Source organism: Vibrio sp. 1159 (assembly GCF_033340395.1).
GTDB classification, from domain to species: domain Bacteria; phylum Pseudomonadota; class Gammaproteobacteria; order Enterobacterales; family Vibrionaceae; genus Vibrio; species Vibrio alginolyticus.
On the sequence record NZ_JAWOWL010000036.1, the window covers coordinates 14655 to 39668 of the forward strand.

Annotated in this window: 22 protein-coding genes; 9 read left to right on the top strand and 13 right to left on the bottom strand. The window is 46.8% G+C overall.

The window, feature by feature from the left end; genetic code table 11:
• Position 1: 1 nt before the first annotated feature.
• From R7127_RS21470 to crp, 4 genes are all read left to right on the top strand, one after another.
• Positions 2-1009 carry a hydrolase gene (locus R7127_RS21470; RefSeq protein WP_033907159.1) on the top strand — a complete coding sequence of 336 codons (1008 nt, stop codon included), beginning with the start codon at positions 2-4 and terminating at the stop codon, positions 1007-1009.
• Between the two features lie 33 nt (positions 1010-1042).
• Positions 1043-1255, top strand: a complete 213-nt coding sequence (locus R7127_RS21475) for a YheU family protein (protein ID WP_005382815.1) — start codon at positions 1043-1045, stop codon at positions 1253-1255.
• Positions 1256-1380: 125 nt separating this feature from the next.
• Positions 1381-2250 (top strand): phosphoribulokinase, encoded by an 870-nt coding sequence (locus R7127_RS21480; RefSeq protein WP_005381434.1) that lies wholly within the window; start codon positions 1381-1383, stop codon positions 2248-2250.
• Positions 2251-2490: 240 nt separating this feature from the next.
• A complete protein-coding gene (gene crp, locus R7127_RS21485; protein ID WP_005381432.1) occupies positions 2491-3123 on the top strand; it encodes a cAMP-activated global transcriptional regulator CRP in 633 nt (210 codons plus the stop codon).
• Positions 3124-3259: 136 nt separating this feature from the next.
• Here the strand turns inward: crp and R7127_RS21490 are convergent, their stop codons facing one another.
• The 6 genes from R7127_RS21490 to R7127_RS21515 form a co-directional block, all read right to left on the bottom strand.
• Entirely contained in the window at positions 3260-4051 is a 792-nt protein-coding gene (locus R7127_RS21490; protein ID WP_042523639.1) for a DUF1338 domain-containing protein, read from the bottom strand.
• A gap of 248 nt (positions 4052-4299) precedes the next feature.
• A complete protein-coding gene (astD, locus tag R7127_RS21495) occupies positions 4300-5757 on the bottom strand; it encodes a succinylglutamate-semialdehyde dehydrogenase (RefSeq protein ID WP_025768787.1) in 1458 nt (485 codons plus the stop codon).
• 28 nt (positions 5758-5785) lie between these two features.
• Entirely contained in the window at positions 5786-6805 is a 1020-nt protein-coding gene (gene astA / locus R7127_RS21500) for an arginine N-succinyltransferase (RefSeq protein WP_005381422.1), read from the bottom strand.
• A gap of 109 nt (positions 6806-6914) precedes the next feature.
• Positions 6915-8126 (bottom strand): aspartate aminotransferase family protein, encoded by a 1212-nt coding sequence (locus tag R7127_RS21505; RefSeq protein ID WP_005381420.1) that lies wholly within the window; start codon positions 8124-8126, stop codon positions 6915-6917.
• A 361-nt stretch (positions 8127-8487) separates the two neighbouring features.
• The gene (locus R7127_RS21510) at positions 8488-9075 is read right to left on the bottom strand and encodes an aminodeoxychorismate/anthranilate synthase component II (protein ID WP_053303043.1); all 588 of its coding nucleotides are present in this window, start codon (positions 9073-9075) and stop codon (positions 8488-8490) included.
• Between the two features lie 69 nt (positions 9076-9144).
• On the bottom strand, positions 9145-9624 hold the full coding sequence (locus tag R7127_RS21515) for a MarR family winged helix-turn-helix transcriptional regulator (RefSeq protein WP_005381417.1): 480 nt from the start codon (positions 9622-9624) through the stop codon (positions 9145-9147).
• A 122-nt stretch (positions 9625-9746) separates the two neighbouring features.
• Here R7127_RS21515 and R7127_RS21520 point away from each other — a divergent pair, with 122 nt between their 5' ends.
• The 4 genes from R7127_RS21520 (at position 9747) to R7127_RS21535 (ending at position 14136) form a co-directional block, all read left to right on the top strand.
• Complete coding sequence (locus R7127_RS21520) at positions 9747-10619, top strand: EamA family transporter (protein WP_005381415.1); 873 nt, start codon at positions 9747-9749, stop codon at positions 10617-10619.
• 39 nt (positions 10620-10658) lie between these two features.
• Complete coding sequence (locus tag R7127_RS21525; protein ID WP_172563470.1) at positions 10659-11252, top strand: NAD(P)H-dependent oxidoreductase; 594 nt, start codon at positions 10659-10661, stop codon at positions 11250-11252.
• Between the two features lie 147 nt (positions 11253-11399).
• A complete protein-coding gene (locus tag R7127_RS21530; RefSeq protein ID WP_005381411.1) occupies positions 11400-12572 on the top strand; it encodes a M20 aminoacylase family protein in 1173 nt (390 codons plus the stop codon).
• Positions 12573-12624: 52 nt separating this feature from the next.
• A complete protein-coding gene (locus R7127_RS21535; protein ID WP_053303039.1) occupies positions 12625-14136 on the top strand; it encodes an AbgT family transporter in 1512 nt (503 codons plus the stop codon).
• A 6-nt stretch (positions 14137-14142) separates the two neighbouring features.
• Here the strand turns inward: R7127_RS21535 and R7127_RS21540 are convergent, their stop codons facing one another.
• Both R7127_RS21540 and R7127_RS21545 read right to left on the bottom strand, forming a co-directional pair.
• The gene (locus R7127_RS21540) at positions 14143-15057 is read right to left on the bottom strand and encodes a LysR family transcriptional regulator (RefSeq protein WP_033907171.1); all 915 of its coding nucleotides are present in this window, start codon (positions 15055-15057) and stop codon (positions 14143-14145) included.
• A gap of 167 nt (positions 15058-15224) precedes the next feature.
• Entirely contained in the window at positions 15225-18179 is a 2955-nt protein-coding gene (locus R7127_RS21545) for an ExeM/NucH family extracellular endonuclease (protein WP_206971466.1), read from the bottom strand.
• 543 nt (positions 18180-18722) lie between these two features.
• On the opposite strand from R7127_RS21545, the gene R7127_RS21550 reads away from it, so the two are divergent.
• Complete coding sequence (locus R7127_RS21550; protein WP_005381401.1) at positions 18723-19097, top strand: hypothetical protein; 375 nt, start codon at positions 18723-18725, stop codon at positions 19095-19097.
• 56 nt (positions 19098-19153) lie between these two features.
• On the opposite strand, the gene trpS is transcribed toward R7127_RS21550, so the two are convergent.
• The 5 genes from trpS to nsrR all read right to left on the bottom strand — a co-directional run bounded on the left by trpS (position 19154) and on the right by nsrR (position 24946).
• The gene (trpS, locus tag R7127_RS21555; RefSeq protein ID WP_005381398.1) at positions 19154-20170 is read right to left on the bottom strand and encodes a tryptophan--tRNA ligase; all 1017 of its coding nucleotides are present in this window, start codon (positions 20168-20170) and stop codon (positions 19154-19156) included.
• Positions 20171-20286: 116 nt separating this feature from the next.
• Positions 20287-20973, bottom strand: coding sequence for a phosphoglycolate phosphatase (locus tag R7127_RS21560; protein ID WP_005382834.1), 687 nt, complete (start codon positions 20971-20973; stop codon positions 20287-20289).
• A 110-nt stretch (positions 20974-21083) separates the two neighbouring features.
• Positions 21084-21827, bottom strand: a complete 744-nt coding sequence (gene rlmB / locus R7127_RS21565) for a 23S rRNA (guanosine(2251)-2'-O)-methyltransferase RlmB (protein ID WP_005381395.1) — start codon at positions 21825-21827, stop codon at positions 21084-21086.
• A gap of 70 nt (positions 21828-21897) precedes the next feature.
• Positions 21898-24405, bottom strand: a complete 2508-nt coding sequence (rnr, locus tag R7127_RS21570; protein ID WP_017821742.1) for a ribonuclease R — start codon at positions 24403-24405, stop codon at positions 21898-21900.
• Positions 24406-24520: 115 nt separating this feature from the next.
• Positions 24521-24946: a nitric oxide-sensing transcriptional repressor NsrR gene (gene nsrR / locus R7127_RS21575; protein WP_017633731.1), complete on the bottom strand. Its 426-nt coding sequence runs from the start codon at positions 24944-24946 to the stop codon at positions 24521-24523.
• Positions 24947-25014: the final 68 nt, after the last annotated feature.

Consider the following 25014-nt stretch of genomic DNA (forward strand, 5'->3'; position numbering starts at 1 on the left):
TATGACACAATTTTTCGCAGCCGCCGGGATCAAAAACCCGCATCTCCAAACGCTTTTGCCGCGTTTTATTCGCAAAAAAGCGTTATTTACGCCGATTTGGCAAACCCTCGATACATCCGATGGCGACTTTCTCGATCTCGCGTGGAGCGAGGACCCAACCCAAGAGCCTGCACAAAAAAAGCCGATTTTTGTTTTATTTCATGGGTTAGAGGGGTGCTTCTATAGCCCTTATGCCAATGGGCTAATGAATGCATTTGCTCAATCTGGATGGCTGTCGGTGATGATGCATTTTCGTGGCTGCAGCGGTAAACCAAACAAAAAAGCACGAGCTTATCACTCGGGAGAAGTGACGGATGCTCGTTACTTCCTAGAGCACCTTGAACAACGTTTTCCTGATAATCCCAAAGTTGCAGTTGGTATTTCTCTTGGCGGTAACATGTTGGCGAATTATTTAGCCCAATATAAAGACCACCCTATTTTGAATGCAGCGACTATTATCTCAGCGCCTTTAGACCTAGCGGCGTGTGCAAACCGTATTGAACAAGGCTTTTCGAAAGTGTATCGCCGTTACCTGCTTTCTTCACTGAAACGTAACGCGTTACAAAAGCATCATCTACTGCACGGCGAGCTTGCGCTGTCCTACAACTCAATAAAACGTGTCACACGGCTGTATGAATTCGATGATTTGATCACCGCACCATTGCATGGCTTTAAAGACGCACAAGATTATTACGATCAATGTTCAGGCTTAAGTAAATTACAACAGATCACGCTACCGACACTGATCATTCACGCCAAAGACGATCCGTTCATGACCGACGATGTGATCCCGAAGTTTGTTCTGCCAGATAACATTGATTACCGTCTCTTTGAACACGGTGGCCATGTTGGCTTCCTGACAGGAACGGCGTTAAAACCTAAGTTTTGGTTGGAGGAAGCGCTGCCCGCGTATTACGAAAGTATCGCCGCAGATTACCTTTCTGCTGTATCCAAGCAACGAACGCAGTAAACTAGCCGCTCATCATAAAAGTTAGAGGTATTTATGATCATTCCATGGCAAGACATTGCGCCGGAAACATTGGAAAACTTAATTCGTGAATTCGTCTTACGCGAAGGAACGGATTACGGAACCGTCGAGGTTTCTTTGCAAGACAAAATTGATCAAGTCAAAGCTCAATTGGAAAAAGGTGAAGCGGTTATCGTGTTCTCTGAGCTACACGAAACCGTCGATATTCAACATAAAACAAAATTTTAGACCCTTCACATTTTACCGTATCCCACTCGATGACAAGGTATTGTTACGTGCTATAGTGGGATATCGACCGTGCAGTAGTAACTCTACTGCACATTACAGGTAAGTAATTTTCGACAAGGTTTGTCATGTCAGCTAAACACCCAATTATTGCGGTTACTGGTTCGTCCGGTGCCGGCACGACCACTACATCTGAAGCCTTCCGTAAAATGTTCAATATGATGAACGTTAAACCCGCATGGGTTGAAGGCGATAGCTTCCATCGCTTTACTCGCCCAGAGATGGACATCGAAATCCGCAAAGCCCGCGAGCAAGGTCGACACATTAGCTACTTTGGCCCACAAGCTAATGACTTCCCGGGATTAGAAGAGTTTTTCCGTAAGTTCGGGCATGACGGCACTGGCAGCGTGCGCCGTTATCTGCACACGTTTGACGAAGCGGTTCCCTACAATCAAATGCCAGGCACGTTTACACCGTGGCAAGACTTACCCGAAAACAGCGACGTGCTGTTTTATGAAGGGTTACATGGTGGCGTGGTCGATGGCGATGTTAATGTTGCTCAACATGTGGATTTCTTAATTGGCATGGTGCCGATTGTGAACTTAGAGTGGATCCAAAAATTCGTACGTGACACTCGCGATCGCGGCCATTCGCGTGAAGCGGTAATGGACTCAATCGTGCGATCCATGGACGATTACCTCAACTATATCACTCCGCAGTTTTCTCGTACTCACATCAACTTCCAGCGCGTACCGACCGTTGATACTTCCAACCCACTTAATGCAAAAGGCATCCCTAGTTTGGATGAGAGTTTTGTGGTGATTCGCCTACGCGGTATCAAGAATGTCGACTTCCCATATCTGCTGGCCATGATTGATGGCTCATTCATGTCACGCCACAACACGATTGTCGTACCCGGCGGTAAGATGAGCTTTGCAATGGAGCTCATAGTTCGGCCTATCCTACAACAGCTCATCGAAACAGGGAAAATTGGCTAAAAACCTGCCTGCGAAGATGTTTACTTTTCATACCGTGATCATGTGCACAGTTTTGCTTACAAAATCTCAATCATGGCACGATTAAAATCAAGAAATCGTTTTCGAAAAAGGATACTATTTCTTACCGAAACACAAGAGAGCTTGCAGCATATAAAAAGTGCTCTTATTCTAGTAGGCCTAATTCAGGCTTAGCTAAAATATGGATAGCGCAAGCGTACCCTGCAGAGGAAGTGAGATATTATGGTTCTAGGTAAACCTCAAACCGACCCAACATTAGAGTGGTTTCTTTCACACTGTCATATTCATAAGTACCCTTCAAAGAGCACGCTAATTCACGCGGGCGAAAAGGCAGAAACTTTGTACTACATCGTTAAAGGTTCTGTTGCGGTTCTTATCAAAGACGAAGAAGGTAAGGAGATGATCCTTTCTTACCTAAACCAAGGAGACTTTATTGGTGAACTTGGTCTATTCGAGGAAGACCAAGAGCGCACAGCTTGGGTTCGTGCTAAATCTCCTTGTGAAGTTGCTGAAATTTCTTTCAAGAAGTTCCGTCAGCTTATCCAAGTAAACCCAGACATCCTAATGCGTCTTTCTGCGCAGATGGCTCGTCGTCTTCAAGTAACTAGCCAAAAAGTGGGTGACCTGGCGTTCCTAGACGTAACTGGTCGTATCGCTCAGACGCTTCTGAACCTTGCAAAACAACCAGACGCAATGACTCACCCAGACGGCATGCAAATCAAGATCACTCGTCAAGAAATCGGTCAAATTGTTGGCTGTTCTCGTGAGACAGTAGGTCGTATCTTGAAGATGCTAGAAGAGCAGAACCTAATCTCTGCTCACGGTAAAACCATCGTGGTTTACGGTACTCGTTAATCTCGAACTAGAGTGACACGAACAAAATTATAAAAGCCACCAATGGCAACATTGGTGGCTTTTTATTTGCTCATGACCAAATGAGATAGGGTGCAGCGAACACTAATGAGTAAGCTTAACAGGTTAACCCTAAAACTTAGCCATTCGTACTTTCAAAGATTTTGTCCGCTGAAGCGGCCACGAAACCTGGGTACAAATCACCATTTTCCATCGGATAGCGCTTAGCAAATTCATAAAACCCGCCAGGGATAATTTCAGTGCCTTCGCTAAAACGAACCGCTACTTTATCTGCCATGGTCGATGACTGCTCTAGCAACACCTCAGGAGTGCCCTTCACTTCACCACCATTTTCATTAATGGTAAACCCAGCGGTACGCAGATGATCGTTTACCTGCTTCACTTCTTCATATTCATTGAGTTGGTTAACGCTCACCGTGAAGTGGTTTGCTCCGTAACCATGCGCCGCAAGCCAAGATGCGTACTCACTTTCTTTAGCCAACGTTTGGTAATCAGCAAAGCTTAAATCCCACAAGCGTCCACCATGTAAGAATGCGCTATCGTTCAGCTTGTCAGCATCGACTTGTGCCACCAAATTTTTCACAATCTCTTGTAGCTCAGGCGAGCACTCTTCAACTTTTAGCTCACTAATAAATACTTTAGGTTGCTTCGGATCTGGGTGCTCATAGTGCTTAGCAACCAGCTTTTTGCTTTCGAAAACGTAATCACCACACGCCTTGTAACCAATAGCTACAAATGGCTTAGCTAGAGTTTCAATACCAAGAGGCGCGATATTGAAGGTACGTAAAGCTATATGATCATTAATCAGAGGCTCATCTTCTTGAAGCAGCTGATGCACTTTAGCCGCCGAAGGGCAAAGACGTTGAATGTAATCTTGCCATAGCGATTCAAATAACACATCGGGCGTCATAACGACTCCTTGTTACGAGATGTAGAGTTTAAAGGTAAGCGGAAGTTGGCTGCTCGTTCACAACAAAAGTTGTCCAGAATAATGAACGAGCAACCATCAACCTGTGACGGTAAATGCCAGTCAGTCAACACGCTTTTCCGAGTCTTTGCTCACTTTTCGTGTTCTGCCAACGATCACTACAACCCATACCTAAATGATGCGCCGGCAAGGTGAGCCGCAATGCATAGTTGCGACTCTATTATTAAAACTTATAGCACTACACCTGGACTCAATGTTGCAGGCAAGACAGTTTCTTGACCTTCCATTGATGCCATTGGGTACGCACAGTAATCTGCTGCGTAGTAAGCGCTTGGGCGCAAGTTACCCGACGCCCCCGGACCACCAAATGGCGCATCACCGCTTGCCCCAGTAAGCTGGCGGTTACGGTTCACGATTCCTGCACGAATGTGGTCAACGAAGTATTCCCATTCTTGGTCGTCGGTTGAAACCAAACCAGCAGATAAGCCAAAGCGCGTATCGTTTGCTAGCGCCACGGCTTTGTCTAATCCTTCGTAGCGCACCACTTGCAGAAGTGGGCCGAAGTACTCTTCATCTGGTAACTCAGCAATGTTCGTTACATCAATGATGCCTGGAGAAACAAACGCCGCCTCTCCTGCTTTCGCTTCAATCAAGCTTTCACCGCCAAGAGACTGTAGATTAGCTTGTGCATCAAGAATAAACTTGGCTGCCGCGACCGAAATTTGCGGTCCCATAAATGGCGCAGGTTCTGCAAATGGTTGGTCTACGCGAATATTGCGTGTCGCTTCAACGAGTTTGGTGATAAGCGCATCGCCTTTTTCACCCAATGGCACATACAAACGACGAGCACACGTACAACGCTGCCCAGCACTGATAAACGCTGACTGGATGATGGTGTAAACCGTGGCATCCAAATCACCATATTTATCAGAGATCACCATCGGGTTATTACCACCCATTTCTAGTGCGAGCATCTTGCCCGGTTGACCCGCAAATTGACGGTGTAATACATGCCCCGTATTTGCGCTACCCGTAAACAGTACGCCATCGATGCCTTTTGCGTCAGCGAGCGCGATACCAGTTTCTTTCGCGCCTTGAACAAGGTTAATCACGCCTTTCGGCAGACCGGCTTCTTCCCATAGCTTCATTGCCAATTCACCCGTCCATGGCGTTTGCTCAGACGGTTTGAAGACTACCGTGTTACCAGCCAGTAGCGCAGGCACAATGTGACCATTTGGTAGGTGGCCTGGGAAGTTGTAAGGACCAAACACCGCCATCACGCCCAATGGGCGGTGGCGCAATACGATTTGGTTGCCTGCTGCTTCACGGCTCGCCTCACCAGTGCGGTCATGATAAGCGCGAATCGAAATGGCAATTTTACCTGCCATTGCCGCTGCTTCAGTGCGCGTTTCCCAAATTGGCTTACCAGTTTCTTTGGCAATGACTTCGGCGATTTTTTCGCTGTTCTCTTTTACTTTCTCCGCAAAAGCCAACACGATTGCCTCACGCTCTGAAAATGGGCGCTTTTTCCAGTCAATAAACGCTTCACGCGCTGCAGATACCGCCTGGTTCACCTGCTCTGCCGTTGCACCTTTGCCTTGCCAGATCACTTCTTGGTTGTACGGCGACAGAGACGTAAATGCTTCACCCTGACCTTGTACCCATTCACCTGCAATCCAATGTGTCATTGTTTCTATCCTTAAATTCTGTCGTCTGTTACTGCGGAAGAAGGCGAACGAAATCCCCTTCTTCAACCGAAAGTGCATCCGCAACGTCTGGTGCGATCATTACGCTCTGTGTCTCTGCGTCATACGCCGCCTTAGTGACTGTCGCACGGAAATTCTCGAAAGATGAATTACACATCAAGAAGTCTTGTGTGCTGGAATGTTCAGAGATTTTGACTTGCGCGCGGAATGAATGACGTACCGACTCAATATTACGCAGATCACACTCAACCGTTGGGCCACCATCGAAGATGTCGACGTAACCTCGGTTGGTAAAACCTTCACGCTCAAGCAGCTTCAGCGCTGGACGCGTGTTGTCATGTACTTGACCAATCACGGCTTGCGCTTCTGGGCTGAGCAGATTGATGTAAATAGGCAGTTTCGGCATCAAGTCGGCGATAAAGCCTTTCTTGCCGATACCTGTCAGGTAATCTGCAAGAGTGAAATCGATAGAGAAGAAATGCTCTTGAAGCCATTGCCAGAATGGTGAATTACCCTCGTCGTCTGAAACGCCACGCATCTCCGCAAAGATCGTTTCAGAGAAGCGCTCTGGGTGCTCTGCCATCATTAGGAAACGACACTTCGACATTAGACGACCATTCAGACCTTGGCGGAATTTCTCACGCAAGAACAAGGTACAAATTTCGCTGTTACCAGTGTAGTTATTACCAAAAGTAAGCAGTTTAACGACGTTGTTAACGCCAAGCTTTGGCGACGAGTGCACAACTTTACTAATGTGATATGAGTAAAATGGGACATCCCAGCCGATAGATGCTTCGATTCCGGTGGTACCCGCAACCTCACCCGTTTCAGAGTCAAAGCCAACCATCAGGTAGCCTTCATCGCCTGGTTCTGCCACATCTGGCTTACCAAAGCTGTACTCTGAATGTTTGATTCGATTGGTTAACAGTTCTTCGTTAACCGGTAGAGATGTAAATCCGTGACCAGACTCCACCGCACAAGTGTGCAGTGCGTCGTAATCCGACATCGCGATAGGGCGAACTACTAGCATCAATACTCCCTCCAGATGCAAGAAGATCCTAACTATATTGTAGGAACAATTCCCCCATCAGAGATCCTTGACGGGGGTGTCTGCGTTGACGTTTAAACTGATATCGCGCTTAAACTAAAGTCGCGATCGCTTTATCCAGTTTCGCCAAGCCTTCTTCAATTTCTTGTTGTGTGATAACGAGTGATGGTGTGAAACGTACGACATTGGCACCCGCAACCAATACCATGAGACCTTGTTTACCTGCAGCAACCAGCACGTCACGCGCACGGCCTTGCCATTCTTCATTTAGTGCAGCGCCAAGTAATAGGCCTTGACCGCGCACTTCTGAGAAGATGTTGTACTTCGCGTTGATCTTCTCTAGACCTTCACGGAACATTGCTTCGCGTTCTAGTACACCAGCCAAAACCTCTGGCTTAGTGACTTCATTTACAACCGCTTCTGCAACCGCACACGCTAGTGGGTTACCGCCATATGTAGAACCGTGAGTGCCCACTTTCATGTGCTCTGCCAATTTTGCTGTCGTTAGCATTGCACCGATTGGGAAACCGCCACCAAGTGATTTCGCAGTACTTAGAATATCTGGCGTGATACCTAAACCTTGGTAAGCGTAGAAGTTACCTGTTCGGCCATTACCAGTTTGCACTTCATCGAAGATCAGTAAGGCGTTGTGTTTGTCACACAGCTCGCGAACCGCTTGAGCGAACTCAGGCGTTGGTGGCACGATGCCGCCTTCACCTTGTAGTGGCTCCATCATGACCGCACAAGTACGATCAGACATGTGTGCTTGTAAAGCTTCGATATCGTTGTAAGGAAGGTGTGTCACGTCGCCTGGCTTAGGACCGAAGCCGTCAGAGTATGCCGCTTGGCCACCAACCGTTACGGTAAAGAATGTACGACCGTGGAAACCTTGTTTGAATGCAATGATTTCAGATTTCTCAGTGCCATGAACGTCTGCTGCATAACGACGTGCCAGCTTCAAAGCGGCTTCGTTTGCTTCTGCGCCAGAGTTAGCAAAGAACACACGCTCAGCAAAACTCACTTCTGTTAGCTTTTTCGCCAGACGAAGGGCTGGTTCGTTCGTCATAACGTTACTTAAGTGCCAAAGCTTGTTAGCTTGCTCTGTTAGTGCGTTTACCATTACTGGATGACAATGGCCAAGACAGCTCACTGCAATACCACCAGCAAAGTCGATGTATTCATTACCTTCCTGATCCCAAACACGTGAACCTTCACCTTTAACAGGGATCATTTCCATCGGGTTATAGCAAGGTACCATTACCTCATCGAATAAACCGCGCTCTACTTTAATTTCCGTTGTCATTGCACATTCCTTCTTGATACCGCATGCGTAGCAGATAAGCGAATTTAACCGGCTCTCTTTGCCAGCAAATAATGTTTTGCATTTAAGCTATTGCGGCATTGTATTTACATTTAATTAACTATTTCAATAGTGATTTATTCTTTTCGTTCTCGAAAGCAACTTCCATTAATCACTGCTTATGACTATTTATGCATCAAGAAAGTAAAATAGAGAAGTGATTTTTTATAAATGTTATGTAATACAGGGGATAGAAGGTTTAAAAAGACATGAATAGACAAAGAGACTCGAGAGAATCGCATAGTTTTGCAATCCGCTCACCTCAGCAAAAAGATGAATGATTTGTTAAGAAAAGTGATCGCGATCAGATCGCTTTGCGTGCTAAAAAGTTCGCAAGCAACTCGTGACCTTGCTCAGTTTTGATTGATTCTGGGTGGAACTGCACCGCATCAATTGGCAAGGTTTTATGTTGGTAACCCATTATTTCATCCATGCTTCCGTCAGGCAGCTCTGTCCATGCAGTCAGTTCAAACACGTCGGGTAAAGTACCGTTTTTCACCACAAGAGAGTGATAACGAGTTACCGTGAGTGGGTTATTCAGATTTTTAAACACACTACGACCGTTATGACGAATCGGTGAGGTCTTACCGTGCATCACTTGTCGTGCACGTACCACTTCGCCCCCAAACACTTGCGCTATCGCTTGATGGCCAAGGCAAACACCCAATATTGGAAGCTTACCAGCGAAGTGTTCTATCGCTTTCAGTGAAATACCTGCTTCGTTCGGCGTACATGGCCCTGGCGAGATCACCAAATGAGTTGGGTTGAGCGCCTCAATGCCTTGGATATCGATTTCATCGTTACGCACCACCTTTACGTCTGCACCAAGCTCGCAGAAGTATTGGTAAAGGTTGTAGGTAAAAGAGTCGTAGTTATCGATAATTAACAGCATGGGACTACATCGTGGAAACCTGAAAGCGAGTATTGTGCCGCCTTTTTATCTAAACGCAAGTACGATCAGTTATTCCACCTCGGCTTGCAGGAACTTACTCAGCAGGCTTTCCAACGCATTTCTTTCTTCAGAGTCGAGACAAGTTAAGTGCTGTTCCATGCTCGCGACATGCGCTTCAAGCACCTGATCTAAAAAGGCAACACCGTCTTCCGTCAATGTCACTCGATTACTTCTGCGGTCGCTTTCGCTCGCTACGCGGTGCACCCAACCTTTTTGTACTAGGCCTTCTAATCGGGTACTTACCGCACCAGACGAAATCATCAACGTTTTGTACAACGTTGTCGGAGTGACGGGTTCGACGCTACGTCTTAACGTCGCCAGAATATCGAACTCAATCGCGCTGATCCCAGCATCACCGCACACTTGGCCATGGGCCTGTTCCCAGAAGTTTGCCGCGCGACGAATTCGCCCAACCACGCCCATCGAAGAACAATCTAAGTCAGGTCGTGCTTGCTGCCACTGCTGAAGAATCTTATCTACACCGTCCATTACATCATCCTCACGATCATCACTAACTAAAAATCTTTTCAAAAAGATACTTGACCAAAAGAAAAAACACCATTACTTTTAAAAAACAATCTTTCACAAAAGATACTTTTACAGGAGTTATTATGACCAGCGCAGAAAGGATTCAAGCAATACTGCTCACCGCGATTGCTCCCACCGTTTGGGGCAGCACCTATATCGTCACTACTGAGTTGCTACCCGCAGACAGTCCCCTGCTCGCTTCTGCGATACGCGCACTGCCTGCAGGATTACTGCTCATCGCGTATACACGCTGCTTTCCGAACCAGCAATGGTGGGGAAAACTAGCTTGCCTTGGAACGCTCAACATCGGGCTGTTTTTCTACTGTTTATTTTTTGCGGCGAGCTACCTGCCCGGAGGAACGGCGGCATTGGTCATGTCGAGCCAACCGATCATCGTGATGCTACTCAGTGGGCTGGTATTAAAAAGTAAGATCGCCTTGAGCCACTGCATCGCAGCAATCTTCGGGGTGCTTGGTGTAGCGCTTATCGTCATCAACGAAACGGTGCAGATCAGCGCGCAAGGAATTGTTCTGGCGGTACTAGGTACATTAAGCATGGCAAGTGGCGTGGTGCTCACCAAATACTGGGGACGTCCGGAGAATATGTCGACATTGGCGTTCACTGGCTGGCAACTCCTCGTCGGAGGCATCCTTTTATTACCTGCAGCGCTATGGTTTGAAGGTCTACCGGAGACCATTTCGCTAAAAAACTTGGCCGGATACAGCTACCTAACCATAGTGGGCGCGGTACTCGCTTACGCACTGTGGTTTAAAGGAATCGAGCGTCTTCCTGCAACAAACGTCGCGTTTCTAGGATTTCTGAGTAGCGTCTCGGCGAGCGTGTTGGGCTACGTATTTTTAGATGAAATACTCACACCACTGCAATTGTTAGGTGCAGGAGCAATACTGGTTTCGATCTTTTTGGCCTCCCATAGTCCTAAAGCTGCAAATGCATAACTCCAATAAACAAGATATAAAATTCAAAAGGAAATGATTATGAAACTAACGATTGTCTCTGGCAGCCAAAGGGCAAATTCACAAAGTCTCAACGTAGCTCGTTTTCTCAAACAGCACGGTTTGCAAGAATTCGACCAAGTGGAGATCCTCGACCTGCATGAACTGAACCTGCCATTTTGGAATGAAGGCGTTTGGCAAGGTATCCAAGAGTGGGATGTTTGGACACCAATCGCGCAAAAACTGCAAGAGTCTGACGCGTTTGTCTTTATCACACCGGAATGGCACGGGATGGCAACCCCTGCGCTGAAAAACTTCCTATTGCTGACGACAGCAAACGAACTGGCACATAAACCAGCACTATTGGTGAGTGTCAGCGTGAGTATCAACGGTGTTTACCCGATCAGCGAATTGCACATGACCGGCAGCAAAAATAACCACGTGTGCTTTTTGCCTGACCACCTCATTGTGCGCAACAGCGATAAACTCATCGATCAAGATGCGAATAGCGATGACAGTGATTTTGTCGCTCGCACCCAATACACCTTGAAACTGCTCAGCTGTTACGCGAGCGCATTAGCACCAGTGCATCAGGACATGCTGCCGCTTGGTAAACCATTCACCTACGGGATGTAATCGTCATTTAAGCCGCTCAGTATTGGGCGGCGTTTAGTTTAACCTCTCTCCAAGCAACTATTAGCAACGCTAATAGTTTCAGTAGTAATCCGGTTTGTTTGAATTGTTTCAATAGTGTTAAATCATTCTCAATTAAAGGGGAGATGTATGAACATTATTGAAGTCTTAGAACCTTGGTTAGCCGACGCGATTAGTCTCCGTCATGCCATTCATAAACAACCAGAATTAGGTTTTGAAGAAAATAACACTCAAGCGTTAGTGGTTGCCGAGCTCGAAAAGTACGGCGTCGATGAAATCTGTACTGATTTCGCCAAAACGGGCGTGGTGGGTGTGATTCACGGCTCGCTCGGGGACGGAAAGAGCATCGGTCTTCGCGCCGACATGGACGCGCTACCCATCCATGAAGCCAACACATTTGCCCACCGTTCGTGCCACGACGGTAAAATGCACGCTTGTGGCCATGACGGTCACACCACTATGTTGTTACTCGCTGCGCGCTACTTGGCCCAGTCGCGTAACTTTGCAGGCAAAGCGGTGCTGATATTCCAACCGGCAGAAGAAGGTCGCGGTGGCGCCGAGACCATGATCACCGACGGCGTGTTAGAGCGCTTCCCGATCGACGAATGCTACGCTCTGCACAATATGCCGGGCATTCCTGAAGGGCATTTCGCATTTAAGACGGGGCCAATAATGGCGAGCTCTGACCGTCTGTTTGTCACTGTCGACGGAAAAAGTGGTCATGCTGGCTTACCACACACAACCCAAGATCCATTACTTGTCGCGACCCATATTTACCAAGGTATTCAAGGCATGGTCAGCCGCAACTACGACCCGTTTGATCCACTAGTGGTTTCGGTCACACAGCTGCATTGTGGAGAAACAACCAACGCCATCGCCGACCAAGCTCATATGAGCGGTACGTTCCGTACTTTGTCTCAACAAACACGAGATAGCTTGGTTGAACGACTCGAGCAACTAGTAGCTCACAGCGCCAAGGCGCACGGGATGCAAGCAGAATTTAAACTCGGACCAATTTCTCACCCACCGACGGTTAACACCGAAAACGAAACTCGGCGAGCGATCGACGCAGCGGCTCAAACCGTTGGAGCTGAGCGCGTTAACCCAAGCTGTGAAGCTATGCTAACCAGCGAAGACTTCGCCTTTTTCCTCAACAAAGTACCGGGTTGCTACGGCTTTATCGGCAACGGCACTGAGGAGCAAGGATGCAGCGTTGGCCTGCACAACAAAGCCTACGACTTTAACGATCGGCTGCTGCCGATTGGCGCCGCTTACTTTATCAATTTGATTGAACAGCAATAACAACAAATGAGGGGAAGTGACTCCCCTTTTTACACAAAGGAGTGTTCTAACAATGTCGACTGCAATTACGCAAAAATCGAGTTCAGGCGCGTCAATGATCGACCGCATTGAGCGACTGGGCGATAAAGTCCCTCATCCCTTCTATTTGTTTATCTTCCTGTGCCTCAGCGTCATGCTGCTCTCTTGCCTATTCTCGTTTATTGGCGGCGGCGTGACCCATCCATCTACGGGTGAAGTAGTGCACGTTAAGAGCCTAATCAGTGGTGAAGGTCTGGTTTACATCCTGCAATCGACGGTGAATAACTTCGTCTCGTTTAAACCACTCGGATTGGTCTTATGTATGATGCTAGCGGTGGGGCTATTGCAAGAAGTAGGCTTGGCCGACAGTGCAATCAAACAATCATTGCTCAACGCGCCGCGTCAGTTTGTCACCGCGTCGATTTTCGTCACTGGTATCATCGGTAACCTCGCCTCAGACGCTGCGTTCATTTTGGTTCCCCCTCTCGCAGGTCTGATTTTTGCGGCAACCAACCGCAACCCAATTGTCGGCATCGCCGCAGGTTTTGTCGCGGTCGCGGCTGGGTTTACCGCCAACCTATTTATTGCTGGCACCGATGTATTACTTTCCGGTATTTCAACCGAAGCGTCTGCCATCGTTGAACACGTCGAAGTTAGCCCGGCAGCAAACTGGTACTTTATGTTGCTTTCCGTTCCGATTTTAGTCGTCACAGGGACGCTCATCACCGACAAATACATCGAGCCTAAATTCGCGCATAAAGTGACAACCAACCACGCCGATAGTGAACCGTCTTTTGAAATTACCACTAAGCAAAAGAGTGCGTTGAAATGGGCTGGAGCAGCGTCTTTGGTGTTTATCGCTTTGCTTTTGGCCGCCCTGCTGCCAGCCGATTCACCTCTGCGTAATGCAGACGGCGGTTTGGTACCTTCACCTTTCCTAAAAGGGATTATCCCGATCATCATGGCATTCTTCTTTATGAATGCGGTGGTTTACGGCGTCAAAGCGGGTACGATCAAACAAGCCAGTGATATTCCTGACTTGATGTCCAAAGCGCTCAAGGGCGTTGGCGGCTACATTGTCTTGGTATTTGTGATTGCCCAGTTCATTGCTTGGTTTAAGTGGTCTAATTTAGCTATCTTTATTGCGGTGAATGGTGCGGAATGGATTTCGTCTGTCGAGATGCCAAAGCTGGCGATGATGGCGCTGTTTATGATGCTTGCTGGCGTGATGAACATGATTGTGTTTAGTGGTTCGGCGCAATGGGCGATCATGGCCCCGGTATTTATCCCACTCTTTATGTTACTTGGCGTAGACCCGCAAATTACGCAAATGGGCTACCGTATTGCCGACTCCACCACCAACATCATTTCACCGACCAATCCATATATTCCGATGGTACTGGCGCTGATCGCCAAATATAACCCGCAAGTGAAATTTGGTACTTTCCTCGCGATGATGGTGCCATACGCTCTGGTGCTATTTAGTGTTTGGGGCGGGCTATTCCTGATTTACATGCTGACAGGTTTACCCGTCGGGCCAATGTAACGTCGCTTAACGACTGGGGATAAACTCAGCAAAGCCCCAGTCGCTGACATGCTTTTTCAAAATCAAACTGAACTCATCGACTAACTCTCGATGAGTTTCTTTACGTGTAATGAGCCCTACTGAGCGGTACTGAACCGGTTGAACAATCGGAATAAAGCGAACTTCCACGTTGTTGCTCAACTCACCGATAGTGGAAGACAGAATCGTCGAACCTAGTCCGCTGGAAATCATCCCTAATAGTGTTGAGGTATGCGAAGCGCTCAACTCCGGATCATAGGTTAAACCAATGCGTTGAAACGCTTCGTCAGCAAGTGTGCGTAAACTGTTCCCAGGGCTGACACCAATCGACGCGTATTGATGCGCTTGTTCCCAACTGACTTGCTTATGCTCGGCGAGCGGATGGTCTTGCCGGCAAACAAAGCACAGGTAATCGCGAAACAGTAAATCAAAGTTCAATTCTGGGTGATTCGGATTGGTGTTGATGCCGATGTCTGCCTGCCCTTGTAGTACTGAATGGGTAATGTCATCAACCCGTTCTTCAATTAAGCGAAAAGTAAAATCTGGATAGCGCTTTTTCAGGTCATTGAGGGTTTTCGGCGCTAAGGATGCACACAACGTATATAGCGACGAAACCACCAGCGACTTGTTGTAGCCGTGTTGGCGGTCTTTGTTTTGCTGAACTAGTTTATCCAAGCGATTAACGATAAATCGCGCTTCCTGATACAACTGCTCGCCCGCTTCGGTGAGGATGATTTTCCTGCCTTGGCGCTGATAGAGTTCGCTGGCAAGTTGCTGGGTCAGCTTTTTCATCATCTGGCTCAACGCAGACTGGGTGATGTGCACCTTTTCAGCGGCATAAGTAAAATTTTGTTCCTCAGCCAAGGCGATAAAAGCTTTGAGCTGACGATAGCTAATGTCCATTTAGTAGTCTCACCCTTTGCTCTGCTGAAAAAGTATACCCAAACTTGGTAACTAATACGTCAATATGATTATCCATTTCTATATTTTTTCTGAACATAAAGGCCAGCATCGGCTGGCCTTTGGTCTTTACAGCTATTTAGGCACTGTTTGTCAGGAAGTAAATTCGCTTAGCGGCGACGACGGAATAAGCCGAGACCTAGCAGCGCAAATAGCGCGCCAAAACCAAACGAACCACCATCTGAATCCTTCGACACTTCTGTTCCAGCTTCAGTTTGCGTCATTGAAACATCACGAACAGAGCTAAACTTCACGATATTACCTGTCGAGTCAGTCACTTTCTCTTCTAACTGATAATTACCTTGCTCTGGCGTTTGTTCAAACTCAATATTCACGCTACGCGCATCAATATCAGCTTGAACTAAAGTTTGGCTAGCCGAGTAAGCTTTCGTATCGCTGCTTGCCGCAGCCGCTTGTGTGGATGGCGTTAAGTTCACCGTAACAATATCGCCCACAACCGCCGTTGGTGGTAAACGGACATCGACGGCTAAGTTGTCACCTGCTTTCGGTAAATCGATGTCATCATCTGGTAAATCAATCGCGATGATCACTGGATCGTGGTCAGAGGCAGAGAACGCATCTTTGTACTTCGGCATATCACCTGTGTACTTGCTGCTGTATTCGAACAAGTTACTCTCTAGTGAGTTGATGTGCCAATCTTCAATTGCTACCACTTTTTGCGCTAGGCTGCTGCTTGCCAATGCGTGGTCCAAATTACCCAGCTCGCCCGAATAGGTGTAAGAAAACGTATCAGTGCCGTGCAGCAACGTGTTTAAGTTGTGCAGACCGTAACCTTTTTCAATTTTGGTCTTCTCTACTTGAAGTTCACCATCACCAATGGTTGTGTAAGCAGCAGTATAAATGTCACGGCCGTATTTCTCTTTCGAGTAATCAGTCAGTGTAAGCAGAGGATCTTCCATGCCGTAGGCGTTCAGGTCGCCCATTACTAGCACGTCACCTTCAATGCCTTTCAGAGCATCACCCACAACGTTAGCAGCAGAAACACGGAAGTTGTTACAGTTGCCTTGCAGATCCGCTGGCTCAGAATCTTCTACGCCCGCAATCCACTCTTCAATACATTCAGAACCTTTCGATTTGAAGTGGTTAACAACAACAGACAGATCTTTACCTGTCTCTTTCACCGTGAAGGTTTGTAGCAAGCTATGACGTTGGTATTTGTCGTAAGCTGGGTTGCCTTCCGCACCGTCATTACGCGTAATGGTGTTTTCTTCGATGTGCTGCTCTGGCGTGATGATCACTTTTGCAGCGTCTTTTGGCGTTACTGCGTTAGCACGATATAAAATCGCCACCATGATCGCATCACTGCCAAAGTATTCGTCTTGGTATTTGTCTTGCTCTTCGATTTCGACATACGTGTAATGATCTTCAGCGTCATCAATCTCAGCATTTAGGGCATCAACTAAGTTTTGGATAGCACTGCCATCACCAAAGCCGTTGTTTTCCACTTCCATCAAACCAATGATGTCAGCGTCCATCTTGTTCATCGCCGCAACGATTTTCGCTTGTTGGATCAGGAACTCATCTAGGTTAGTCGCACCACGGTTTTGTCCGGTTGGGTTTTCATGGCCACTGTCAGCCACGGAGTTGAAGTAGTTCAGTACGTTGAAGCTTGCAATACGCAAATCTGAGTCCGCAATCGCTGGGGCATCTTTACGAGCCACATCGAAGCCTTCACCTGAAGTCACAAAGTTGGTGTTATCGACTTCATTGGTCGCAATCAGGCGGTATTCGTTGTAGCTGTAAGCCACGACACCCTGAAGACCTTCTACTCGAGAACCAAGGCGAATGTGCTGCTCTGAAGAGCCATCTTGGTCTGCATCTTTAGCAAAATCTGGGTAGTATGGGATTTGGCCGTTTGGTGCTTTGCCATCTGATTCTAGGTATACGCGGTTTGCTGCGTTGTCTTTTGCTAGCTCAACGGCTGCATCGCTCTCTGCCGCGTGTAATTGAGTCGGCTTTAACAATGGCGCTTCATGAGAGAGCATCATATTGTTACGACGTGAATCGTAGTCGTAAGAGAAGTTGCGAGTTACAAACAAGTCACTTGCCGAGGTTAACTCAACTTGCATCCCTTCATGACGCTCAAGCGCATCACGTAGTGTCTCACCTTCTTTGATAACAAGATCGGTAACTCGAGGGGTTTCAGAGGTGCCTGTTTTCACATAGCTGTTAGCATCAGAAGCAAGCTGAGTATTGCTGTAATACTCTTGAACTTTACCTTTCACACAAACAACATCACCAGCTTTCAGCGCCGTGTCTGCCGCGTCAGTATGAATGAACAAGCCTTCTGAGGTCTTGTCGTTGTTGTCGCTTTCTAATGCTTGTAGGTAGAAACCTTTGGTTAGGCCAGTGGTAACAGCAGTCACGACACCCGTTACGAAATGATCTTCGTCAGTAATGTATGGGTAACCATCAATGAATGGAGACGTATCGCCTTCACCTTGAATATCTTGGATGGTAGTGAAGTTAGGTTGCTGACCGTCGACTTCACAAGCGAATGGTGCTGGTGGCTCAGTCGCATTTAGCTCACCAAGGCCGTCAATGTTGTCTTTCTCAAATGCCGTCCACTGAGATGCATCATAAGTAGCAGAAGGGGTTAGTGCATCACTGTTACGAACTAATGTGGTGTCTTTACCAAAATCTACGTCACCCATCACACCGATGATGTCGTGCACTTCACCATCTTTCAGCAGTGCGATCGGGTCGTCACCGTTAAAGTTCGCAACGCTTTTATCTGTGATATCCGAGACAGCTTTGATGGTATCGCTCGCGTCACCATGCGCCAGTACATACACTTGGTTAGCTTGTAGCGTCACTTGGCTAAGGTCGAATGTGCTACCCCAAGTACCACCACCGTTTGATGATTTCGCCAACTCGTAGCCAGTGAGTGTCACCGCAGTATCACCCGTATTAGCGATCTCTACCGCTTTATTATAAGCGCCGCCTTCTACGTATTGGGAAATAATAATCTCTGCGTTCGCGTTTGCACTAAGTGCACTGGCGATGGTTAATGCGAGTATTGAGGGTTTGATTAACGTGTCCATTGTCATACCTGATATTTATGTAAATGCAAACTTAGCTCTGGTTAGAGCCTGCCATTTGCGTCTACTATCAGGTTTATTTATGAAATAAATAAGAATGAGTAATTAAAGCCGTGAAATGAATCACATGTGAATATAAGAAAATATGCCAGAGCATCCCATTCAAACATTTTTTGTAATAAATACAGAGCGCTATTGATAAACAAGTCAGAATTTAGATTGATTACTCAGTTTATTTTTTCACTTCATGTTAAGGAGTAGAAAATACATCACTTGTTGAGTTGCTTATTAACCCAACCGTTCCTGTTACAAATAAAAATATAATTAGTCACTAATTTAGAATGCTTTAATTTTCACTTGTATCACTGTTCAAGCCCAAGAATCTATTACTCGCTTCGTTCTCTCTTATATAGGCCCCTCATACTTCAAAGTTTTCATGATTTATTCAATAACTTTTCATTACTCACTAGCCAAAAACATACACAAAAGATATAACACCTGCGCGAGACAATAAGATCTCATTAGCTGTAAACCCAGGAACGACAAATGAAAAAAATTCAACGCAGTGTGCTAGCTCTCTCCCTACTTGGCTTGATAGCGGGGTGTCAGTTGACCGCCAGTGAGCCACTTCAACCTACGGCGAATCAAGACATCATCGAATCAGCCAAAAATGAACTGGATGGTATTGAAGAGCTAGAAGTCAGTGACGAGGGTGTTATTACCTTTACTCAGCGTCTAAGAACGCCAGGAACCTACTGGATTCCAGCGAGAATTAAAGAACTCAGCTACGATATATCATGCGTACAGCTTAGTTACTTCATTGATAGAGGCATGGTTGTGAAGTCTGCCTTTCTAGGGGCTCGAGGACGTGTTGAATATTACGACATGGAACGCTGTATGAAAGACACACCATTTCAGTAATACAGGCATAAAAAAAGCTCCACCAAAGTGGAGCTTTTCGTATTCGTTCTTAGCAACTATGGGCGAGCTACAAAACCTACTGCTTCGTATGCTTTCTTAAGCGTTTCAGCCGCTCGTGCCGAGGCTTTCTCAGCGCCTTGCTGCATTACCTCGTCCATGTAAGCACGATCAGCGCGAATACGGTGATATTCTGCTTGAATTGGCTCAAGCATTGCTACAACTGCCTCACCAACATCTTTCTTAAATGGGCCATACATTTCTACGCCTTGGTACTTCGCTTCAATCTCTTCGAAGCTCATGCCTGTCGCCGCAGAGTACAAACCCATTAGGTTAGCAATGCCCGCCTTGTTCTCGATATCATGACGGATACTTGGTGGCGTTTCGGTATCGGTTTGCGCTTTGTTGATCTTCTTAAGGATCGACTTAGGCTCTTCCAGCAGCGTGATAACGTTCTTACGGTTGTCATCAGATTTAGACATCTTCTTCGTTGCGTCTTGAAGGCTCATTACACGCGCATTTACTGTCGGAATGTAAGGCTCTGGAACTTGGAAGATTGGCTGCTCTGGCGAGTAAATATTGTTGAAACGCGTTGCGATATCGCGCGCTAATTCTAGATGTTGCTTCTGGTCACTGCCTACAGGTACTTGGTGTGCACCGTAAAGCAAAATGTCAGCCGCCATCAACACCGGGTAGTCAAATAGACCGACGTTTACGTCATTCGCGTAACGTGCCGATTTGTCTTTAAACTGAGTCATACGGCTCAGCTCACCCATTTGAGTGTAGCAGTTAAGAAGCCAACCTAATTGAGCATGCTCTGGTACATGTGACTGAACAAATAGCGTGCTCTTCTTCGGGTCAACACCAACTGCCAGACAAATTGCCAGTGCGTCTAGAGTTGCTTCATGCAGCGCTTTAGGGTCCTGACGAACCGTAATCGCGTGAAGGTCTACCACACAATATTGGCAATCATAATCGTCTTGCATCTGCTGCCATTGACGTAGAGCACCCAAGTAGTTACCGATACTTAGTTCACCTGAAGGTTGAACACCACTCAATACAATGGGTTTGCTCATTAGAATGATTCCTTTGACTTCTTAATCTAATTAAATGAAAAAAACCGTGCAGTAATAGGTGCACGGTTTACTCAGTGTACTCATTAACGAGTATTTTGGAAGCTCTTTTGTAGCCGTTATGCAGAAACCGCTACAACGTCCAATAATTCTGCCAAACTGTCAGCGACGAAATCTGGATTTGATGCTGAAATAGGTTCACCGTGGTTGTAACCATATGTCAGACCAAATGAGGCACAGCCTGCATTCTTTGCTGCGAGAATGTCGTTTTTCGAGTCGCCAACCATCAGCATTTCACTTGGTTGGATTTGGTGCTTTTCCATCAACCAGTTCAATGCTACTGGGTTTGGTTTTTTCTCTGGGAATGCATCACCGCCAAGGACATCAACGAAGTATTTTGCGATGTCGTGCTTTTCCAAAACGTCAGGCACAAACTTTGAAGGTTTGTTAGTCACCAACGCCATAACAAAGCCCGCTTTGTGCAGCTCTGCTAGTGTCTCTTTTACCGTTGGGTAAAGATGACTTAGCTTGTGACCGCTTTGCTCGTAGTAATCATCAAACAATACACGCGCTTTAGCACGAAGCTCTTCACTCAGCTCCGGGTTGATGGTCAGGCTTTGGCTTAATGAGCGACCAATAAGCACGTCTGCACCGTTACCCACGTAATCACGAACTTGTTCTTCTGAAACCGATGGAAAGCCAAGCGCCTGTACTGCTTGGTCTGCCGCGACAGCTAGATCTGGCACGCTATCAAGCAAAGTACCATCTAGATCGAAGGCGATGAATTTAATGTCTTGTTGAGTCATAACTTCCCTGAGGATTTTTATTTATAAATCGGTGAAAACGACAAAGGATGGCACCCCATCCTTTGTTTTTATCATTATGTCTGATTCTACAGTAACTGTTTGTTTCGTCGTTACTTTGCAGCAATACGCTGACGAACTGCCTCAAACAAACAGATGCCGGATGCCACAGATACGTTCAAGCTTGAAACGCTACCAGCCATTGGGATCTTAATCAAATCGTCGCAGGTTTCACGAGTCAGACGACGCATACCGTCACCTTCTGCCCCCATTACGATAGCAAGGGGTCCAGTCAGTTTGGCTTGGTAGATGTCGTGCGTTGCTTCACCCGCAGTACCAACAAACCAGATGCCTTTCTCTTGCAATGTACGCATAGTACGAGCCAAGTTCGTTACTCGGATCAATGGTACGACTTCAGCTGCACCACAAGCGACTTTACTTACCGTCGCATTCATTGGCGCAGAACGATCTTTCGGTACGATGATCGCCGCAGCACCTGCCGCATCTGCGTTACGTAAACACGCACCAAGATTGTGTGGATCGGTCACTCCGTCTAACACTAATAGCAGTGGTGATTCGTGCTGCGCCAGGATGTCATCTATATCGTTCTCATTCAGCTGCTTCGCTGGTTTCACACGAGCGATGATGCCTTGGTGATTTGCACCGCGCGCTTTGTCATCCAAAGTTTTACGTGTCATCTGCTGAATAGAAACACCACAAACCTGAAGATCATTTAGGATTGGCATTAGGCGATCATCTTGACGACCTTTTAAAACGTACGCCTCGATAAAACGCTCTGGTTCGCGCTCCAATACCGCCTTCACTGCGTGAATGCCGTAGATAAATTCGTTACTCATTGTTTAACCTGTTGTTCTGGTCGTATTGCCTGCGCCAACCAAGTTTGAACTAAGTTGGCGCTTCAACCTACTACTGCGCTTCTTTTTTAGTGCGCTTGGTTTTCTTCGGCTTACTGTGCGGCTTCTTTTTACGTGCTTTTTTCACTTTAGGCTTCTCGTTGCCTTCGGCGTCACCACGTTTTGGGCCATTACGCTTACTCGTTGCGCCCGTTTCTTCTGGGCGTTTAGTTGGCTCTATCGCAGGAACTGCACGAGCCGCGCCACCTTCCTTCGATGAAGAGCGAGTCGCAGCGCGTTTTTTATCTTTCGCTTTGCGCTTTGCTTCCGCTGCGCGTTTCTTCGCAGTCTTACCTTCGCCGCGTAGCTTACGACTTGTTTCGACCAATTCAAAGTCAATTTGCTTATCATCGAGGTTAACAGCCAGTACTTTTACTTTTACTGCATCACCTAAGCGGTAGATGTTACCGAAACTTTCACCAATAAGTCGTTGACCAATCGGGTCAAATTGATAGTAGTCGTTCGCAAGGGTAGAAATATGTACCAAACCATCGATGTGCAAATCCGTTAAACGTACAAAGAAGCCAAAGCTAGTGACATTAGCAATAACACCGTCTAGTTCGTCACCGACGTGGTCTTGCATATATTCACACTTCAGCCAATCCGCAACATCACGTGTTGCATCATCAGCACGGCGCTCTGTCATCGAACATTGTTCGCCGTAAAAATCCATGTCGTCAAACGAGTAATGATAGCCACCTGTTGGTGTCCAGCGATCTTGATTACGACCTTCTTCTTTAGCAATCAGATACTTGATTGCACGGTGAAGTAACAAGTCAGGGTAACGACGAATTGGCGACGTAAAGTGCGCATAGCGTTTCAATGCCAACCCAAAGTGCCCCGCGTTATCTGCGTTGTATACCGCTTGCTTCATTGAGCGTAGCAGCATGGTCTGAATCAACTCTTGATCTTGACGCCCGGAGATTTGACGTGCGAGATCAGCATAGTCCGTTGGTGAAGGCTCTAAACCACCTTTTAGCTCAAGACCAAGTTCACTTAAGAAGTCACGGAAACCTTGCAGGCGTAATTCACCTGGAGATTCGTGGATACGATAAAGCGCGGGCTCTTTCGCTTTTTCTACCAGCGATGCCGAAGCAATGTTGGCTAAAATCATACATTCTTCGATGATCTTATGCGCGTCATTACGAATTACTGGCTCAATGCTTTCGATTTTACGTTCCGCATTGAAAATAAATTTGGTTTCAACGGTTTCAAATTCGATTGCACCGCGTTGATCTCGTGCTTCTTTCAGCACTTTGTACATCTTGTGCAACTCTTCTAGATGAGAAACAAGCGGCTGGTAGCGCTCACGTAGTTCTTCATCCCCTTCTAGAATCGCGCTCACTTTGCTATATGTGAGACGAGCGTGCGAGTTCATCACCGCCTCGTAATGCTTGTAACCAGACAGCTTACCTGTATCGGAAATGGTCATTTCGCACACCATACACAAGCGATCTACTTGCGGGTTAAGCGAACATAGACCGTTCGACAGTACTTCTGGCAACATTGGCACAACTTGCGAAGGGAAATATACTGAGTTACCACGATTGATCGCTTCTTTGTCCAACGCAGAGTCAGGACGAACGTAGTAACTGACGTCAGCAATCGCTACCCATAAACGCCAACCACCTTCTTTGTTCTTTTCACAGTAAACGGCATCATCAAAGTCTCGTGCGTCTTCGCCGTCAATGGTCACTAGTGGCAAATCACGTAGATCCACACGACCAACTTTCGCTTCTTCTGGTACTTCTTCGCCTAAGTTTTCGATTTGTTTATCGACGGCTTCTGGCCATTCGTGAGGGATTTGGTGTGTACGAATCGCAATTTGTGTTTCCATACCTGGTGCCATGTTTTCACCAAGGACTTCAACCACTTTACCCATCATGCCGCGTGAGCGTGAGCCACGATCAGTAATTTCAATTACGACTACGTTACCCATGCGTGCACCCGCTTTGTGCTCATTTGGGATCAGGATATCTTGGCTGATACGCGAGTCATCTGGGACAACATAGGAGTATCCATATTCAAGGAAGAAACGACCAACGATTTGATCATTGCGCTCCTCTAGCACACGCACCAAACGTCCTTCACGGCGGCCGCGCTTGCTGTTGTCTGTCGGTTGCACTAAGACAAAATCACCGTGGATGATGTTCTTCATCTGATGGTGCGGTAACAGAATATCATCATCCTTGCCGACGCTGCCTTCTGGACGTACCCAACCATGGCCATCACGATGACCAATCACGTAACCTTTCACCATTTCAAGTTTTTCAGGCAATGCATAGCACTGACGGCGGGTAAACACCAGTTGGCCATCTCGCTCCATCGCACGTAGCCGACGACGCAACCCTTCGTATTGCTCTTCGCCCTCAAGCTTTAGTGCCTCAAACAAGTCGTTACGATTCATTGGAACGCCCGCTTGCTCTAGAAACTCGATGATAAACTCTCGGCTTGGAATTGGATTTTCGTAATTTTTGGATTCACGATCTGCAAAAGGATCGTTTGGAATATTGTCTGACATAGGCACGCCTATCTAGCAAGGAAGGTATATGGCTAGTATATCTGAGTCTCTCGATAAGCTACAGAATTGCTTTGAAAAAAGAATGATCGAGATCGACTCTAGGCATGCAAATGAGTTAAGGACGAGCCAGCAAGATCAAAAGTTCAGAATTGTCACTGAGCAAGGATTCAATCGTGCAGTTATCCAACTCCGCCAGAAAGGCACTTTTTGCTTTCGCCAATTTATCTTTGAGGCGGCAAGCAGGGGTAATATGGCAAAAATCCACACCACAGTTGACTAAATCTAACGGCTCTAAATCGCGCACAACACCACCAACTGTGATTTCAGACGCTGGCTTCATCAGCCGGATACCACCGTTTTTTCCGCGCACGGTATGGACATAACCCAACTGCCCTAACCGATTGATAACTTTAACCATATGGTTGCGTGACACACCAAATAAATCCGTCACTTCGGTAATGCTGGTTAACTCATCTTCCGGCAACGAAGCCAAGAAAATTAAGGTTCTCAACGCATAATCAGTGAAACTAGTTAACTGCATATTCTCTCCCAAAGTGCGACTCAATAACCCGCTGGTGATGCTAAAACCCCAAACTTGAGCTATCGATA